Raw genomic sequence first — 4,254 nt, forward strand, 5'->3', positions numbered from 1 at the left:
CGCCGGCCTCTATGCCGCGGCCGAGGCCCGTTCGCAGTCGCTGGCGCCGCCGCCATCGACCACGGCGCTCGGATCGCTGCTCGGTCACATCACCAGCGGCCATATCGAAACCATCGATTCCGGCCCGCGCTCGTTCCAGCCGATGAACATCAACTTCGGACTGTTTCCGCCGCTAGCCTCCGCACCAACCAAGAAGCCCGACGGCACGCGGCTGCGCGGTAACGAGAAGACCGTCGCCAAGAAGCAGGCCATGAGCGCCCGCGCGCTGGCCGATCTCGATCAGTGGATCGCGGCCCACCTGCCCGCTGTCGCTGCGGCGGCGTGATCCGGCGCGACGAATTGAATTTCAGGACTGTGTCATGAGTTTGCCCCGCAAGGACGCCGCCGCGCTGTCCGCCCACTGGACCGAAGGCGTGTTGCTGAAGCGCGACGTGTTCTCCACCGTCGAGCGCGGCCGCTATCGCAGTGAGACTGGCGAAGTCGATGCGGTGTTGCGCCGTCTCGATCAGGTGCCGTGGTGGTCCTACATCCTGGCGCAGCATCTGTTCAAACGCGAGCGCCGCGCCCTGACACTCGCACGCGACCTGCACGTCGGACCGGAACTTCTGTGGGCGGGCGATCAGGCACTGGTGCGCGGCTTCATCGATGGTGTGGCGCTGCATCTGGCGAAGCCGGTCGGCGACGCCAGGTATTTCAAGTCGGCCAAACTCGCGCTGCGCAAGCTGCATCGCATGGGCGTCTGCCACAACGATCTCGCCAAGGAACAGAACTGGCTGCGCGGCAGCGACGGGCTGGCTTATGTCACCGATTTTCAGCTCGCCGTCTGCTTCAAGAGCCGCAGCCAGCTGTTTCGCATTGCCGCCTATGAAGATCTTCGCCATCTGCTGAAGCACAAGCGCTCTTACGCGCCGGAATTGCTGACGCCGATGGAGAAGAAGATCCTGGCGAAGAAATCGCTGCCAGCGCGGATCTGGCTGATGACCGGCAAGAAGGTCTATCGCGGCATCACCCGCGGCATCTTCAATTTCACCGACCGCGAAGGCGGCGGCAAGCGCCTCGTCAATGACGCGCCACCGCTGCTGGCGATCATCAAGAAGAACCCCGCGGTGCGCGACGCGTCCATCGTCGCCTTCGCCGATCGGCGCACCGGCGTCGGGCTTTATGCCTTCGTGGAAGCCGACGATGTCGCGCTCGAGAATAAACTGCAGAGCGAGATGGCCGCGGCCAAGGGCGCCAAGCCGCCGGAGCATCTGCAGGTCGTGAGCGCACTGCCCCGCGATACGTCAGGCCGCATTCGCACCGAAGTGCTGCAATTGGTGGCGATGAACCAAGTCGATCTGCTTGAACCGCTGATGACCAGCGACGCCGACCGCGCTTTCCTGAAGGGCATTCTGGAGTCGCGGAAAAATTTAAGGGATCGGTTTAATTTCGAGACGGGCGATCAGACGATCGCGTCATCCTGACACTTGACGGCGCGAACCTGGTCCGGAATATTCCGGATCGTTCTGCCAACAAGAAACCACTGAAAACGATCCATGCGCGTTCTTCTCACGGGCTCAGCAGGTTGGCTGGGGCGATTTCTGGGGCCACGGTTGAGGGCCGCGGGCCACACCTCTATCGGCCTCGACGTCGCAGCCGGACCAGAGACAACAGTGATCGGTTCGGTGTCTGACCGCGGCCTCATTGATCGCGTCTTCGCCGAGCACGGCATCGAAGCGGTCGTACACGCCGGCGCGCTCCACAAACCGGACATCGCGCGCTTCCCCGCGCAGGCATTCATCGATGTCAATGTCAGCGGGACACTCAATCTTCTGGACGCTGCAGTGAAGGCAAAGCACGACCGCTTCGTCTTCACATCGAGCACGTCGTTGATGATCTCGGCAGCCATTCGCAAGGAGGCAGGCGACGCAGCGGTCTGGCTGGATGAGACGTCCGGCCCGCTTGCTCCTCGCAACATCTACGGCATCACGAAATTCTCTGCCGAAGAACTCTGCCGGCTCCATTATCTCGAACACGGACTGAACTGCGTCGTGCTGCGGACCAGCCGCTTCTTCCCGGAAGATGACGACACGCTTCGTAACCTGTCCGGCGCCAATCTCAAGGCCAACGAATTCCTCAACCGCAGACTCACCGTCGAGGACGCTGCCGACGCTCACGTGGCTGCGCTGGAAAAGGCTCCCCGCATTGGCTTCGACACGTTCATTATCTCCGCGCCAACGCCGTTCGTCCGCTCGGACATCGACACGCTCAAACGCGATGCTGCGGAGGTCGTCACCCGGTATTTCCCCGACGCCGCGGCGCTTTATACGGCGCGTCGCTGGTCACTTCCGAACAGCATCGGACGCATCTACGACGCCGGCAAGGCCGAACGCATACTGGGTTTCCGCTGCAAGACGGACTTTGCGAGTGTGCTGAATGCACTGCGCTCCGGCGAACCGTTGCCGTTCACCCACGACCCAAACTACGTGTCACCGAAAGAACAGGCGAAACGTTAGCGCCGGATATGATGCGCTAGACGGATGCGAGCGACCGCGACGCACGCCACAGCGTCCAGAGTGTGCGCAGGCGTGCGCGGATATACAGCGCGAAGGGATCGTGATCCGGTTGCGCCATCCGTTGCAGATCATGCTTCACCAGCGCCAGCGGCAAGAACGCAGCACGCACTGACGGCGCAATCTCTGCAAGCATGCCTTCTGCCGTCGCTAGTTGCTCGCGCGCGCCGGTGATTAGCTGATCCAATGTGGCGCGGATTGCGGGTGTGATCTTGCCAGCGAACACTTCTTCAGCCGTGCTGCCGTTCTGCACCAGCATGTCCTGCGGCAGATACAGTTGCCGGCGCGCGGCATCGAACGGTAGGCGCGCCGCCACACGCACCACGCCCTGCGCGAGGCCGGCATGTTCGGCGATATGATTGCTGGCCTCGGATGCATCGCCGAGAATTCTGGCAGCGGATACGAAAAGAGCCGACGACGTGTCGCGGAAATGGCTTTCCAGCACCGCCAGATCCGGCATCGGGTCGTGGTAGAGATCGAAGATATGCGCATCGATCAGCTTCGACAGCCGATCGATCGACAGGTCGTGCGTGCGGATCGCCAGCAGCAATTCAGCGGCGACCGGATTCTGCGCGACATCGCCGTGGCCGTTGCCAGCGAGCGCATCGGTCCACCATTGCAGCCGGATTTCACCGGGCAGCGGTTGGCTGACCTGTTCGCGGACGCGGCTGATTTCGGCATTGAAGGCATAGAGCGCCAGCAGCGCACGGCGTTTGTCGGCCGGTACGAACAATGTGGAGGCGTAGCGATCGAAATCGTGGCTGCGCACCAGCTCGGCGCAAAACGCCGCGGACGACGGATCGGCGCTCATGGCACCGCGATGAGAGCAGCAGCAACGCGGCGGCGCTCGCCGATCATCACGTTATAGGTGCGTACCGCGGGACCCGTCTGCATCGCGTCGATCACCACATGCAGGCGACGCAGCGCCTCGCGCAGCTCTTTCGGCACGATCCACACCTCGTTGCCGGTGCCAACGATCAGCGTGTCGATGCCTGCCGCATTCTCGAACACACGCTGCAGGGAATAGCGATCGATCTCATCGGGTTTGGTCACCGGCCACGCCCAGATCGCATTCGGCAGACAGAGCAGCGAGCCCGTATGCGACATGGTGTCGAATACGAAGCCACCCTTGCCGTAAGCCTCGATGGCGGCGGAGCGCGGAAGGTGTGGCGCGTCCGGGGACATCGGCATGATCAGGGCTTCGCCGATTTCGCGGGCTTGGCAGGCTTTTCCGGCTTGTCCAGCCCGTCACGCATACTGCCGACACCGAGATAGATCAGGATCGGCGCCGCGATGAAGATCGAGGTGTAGGTGCCGACCAGCACCACGCCGAACATCATCACCGCCGTGAAGCTGTGGATCGCATTGCCGCCGAACAGCAGCAGCGCGAGCAAGGCCAGCGTCACCGTGACGTGCGTGATGATCGAGCGCGACAGCGTCGAGTTGATCGACTCGTTGAGCAGCTCGGGCATCGGCATTTTCTTGTAACGCCGCAGCATTTCGCGAATACGGTCATAGATGACCACGGTGTCGTTCAGCGAATAGCCGAGAATCGTCAGCAGCGCCGCGATGCTGGTGAGATCGAAATCGACCTGCGTCACCGACATAAAGCCGATCGTCAGCACGATATCGTGGACGTTGGCGATCATGGCACCCAGTGCGAACTGCCATTCGAACCGGAACCAGAGATAGACCAGGATGC

Annotated in this window: 5 protein-coding genes and 1 pseudogene; 3 read left to right on the forward strand and 3 right to left on the reverse strand. The window is 62.4% G+C overall.

Going from position 1 to position 4,254, the window contains the following annotated elements; translation table 11 throughout:
* The 3 genes and pseudogenes from M0954_RS10750 to M0954_RS10760 form a co-directional block, all read left to right on the forward strand.
* Positions 1–325, forward strand: a pseudogene (locus M0954_RS10750) (hypothetical protein); the annotation flags it as partial.
* A 34-nt stretch (positions 326–359) separates the two neighbouring features.
* Positions 360–1,463: a hypothetical protein gene (locus M0954_RS10755; protein ID WP_297353108.1), complete on the forward strand. Its 1,104-nt coding sequence runs from the start codon at positions 360–362 to the stop codon at positions 1,461–1,463.
* A gap of 72 nt (positions 1,464–1,535) precedes the next feature.
* The gene (locus M0954_RS10760) at positions 1,536–2,495 is read left to right on the forward strand and encodes an NAD(P)-dependent oxidoreductase (RefSeq protein WP_297353110.1); all 960 of its coding nucleotides are present in this window, start codon (positions 1,536–1,538) and stop codon (positions 2,493–2,495) included.
* A 16-nt stretch (positions 2,496–2,511) separates the two neighbouring features.
* Here M0954_RS10760 and M0954_RS10765 read toward each other — a convergent pair whose 3' ends face one another.
* From M0954_RS10765 to secF, 3 genes are all read right to left on the reverse strand, one after another.
* Positions 2,512–3,363, reverse strand: coding sequence for a phytoene/squalene synthase family protein (locus tag M0954_RS10765; protein ID WP_297353112.1), 852 nt, complete (start codon positions 3,361–3,363; stop codon positions 2,512–2,514).
* Positions 3,360–3,743 (reverse strand): Mth938-like domain-containing protein, encoded by a 384-nt coding sequence (locus tag M0954_RS10770; protein WP_297353113.1) that lies wholly within the window; start codon positions 3,741–3,743, stop codon positions 3,360–3,362. The genes M0954_RS10765 and M0954_RS10770 overlap by 4 nt, the downstream gene beginning before the upstream one ends.
* 2 nt (positions 3,744–3,745) lie before the next feature.
* Positions 3,746–4,254, reverse strand: a 509-nt coding sequence (gene secF, locus M0954_RS10775) for a protein translocase subunit SecF (RefSeq protein WP_297353115.1), incomplete at its 5' end; no start/stop codon positions are given.

This window comes from Paraburkholderia sp. (genome assembly GCF_026225065.1).
Taxonomy (GTDB): Bacteria; Pseudomonadota; Gammaproteobacteria; order Burkholderiales; family Burkholderiaceae; genus Paraburkholderia.

What these genes read in the sequence shown, in the direction of transcription:
- M0954_RS10755 (WP_297353108.1), top strand. Translation starts at nt 360, where the DNA reads ATGAGTTTGCCCCGCAAGGACGCCGCCGCGCTGTCCGCCCACTGGACC.
- M0954_RS10760 (WP_297353110.1), top strand. Translation starts at nt 1,536, where the DNA reads ATGCGCGTTCTTCTCACGGGCTCAGCAGGTTGGCTGGGGCGATTTCTG.
- M0954_RS10765 (WP_297353112.1), bottom strand. Translation starts at nt 3,363, where the DNA reads ATGAGCGCCGATCCGTCGTCCGCGGCGTTTTGCGCCGAGCTGGTGCGC.
- M0954_RS10770 (WP_297353113.1), bottom strand. Translation starts at nt 3,743, where the DNA reads ATGCCGATGTCCCCGGACGCGCCACACCTTCCGCGCTCCGCCGCCATC.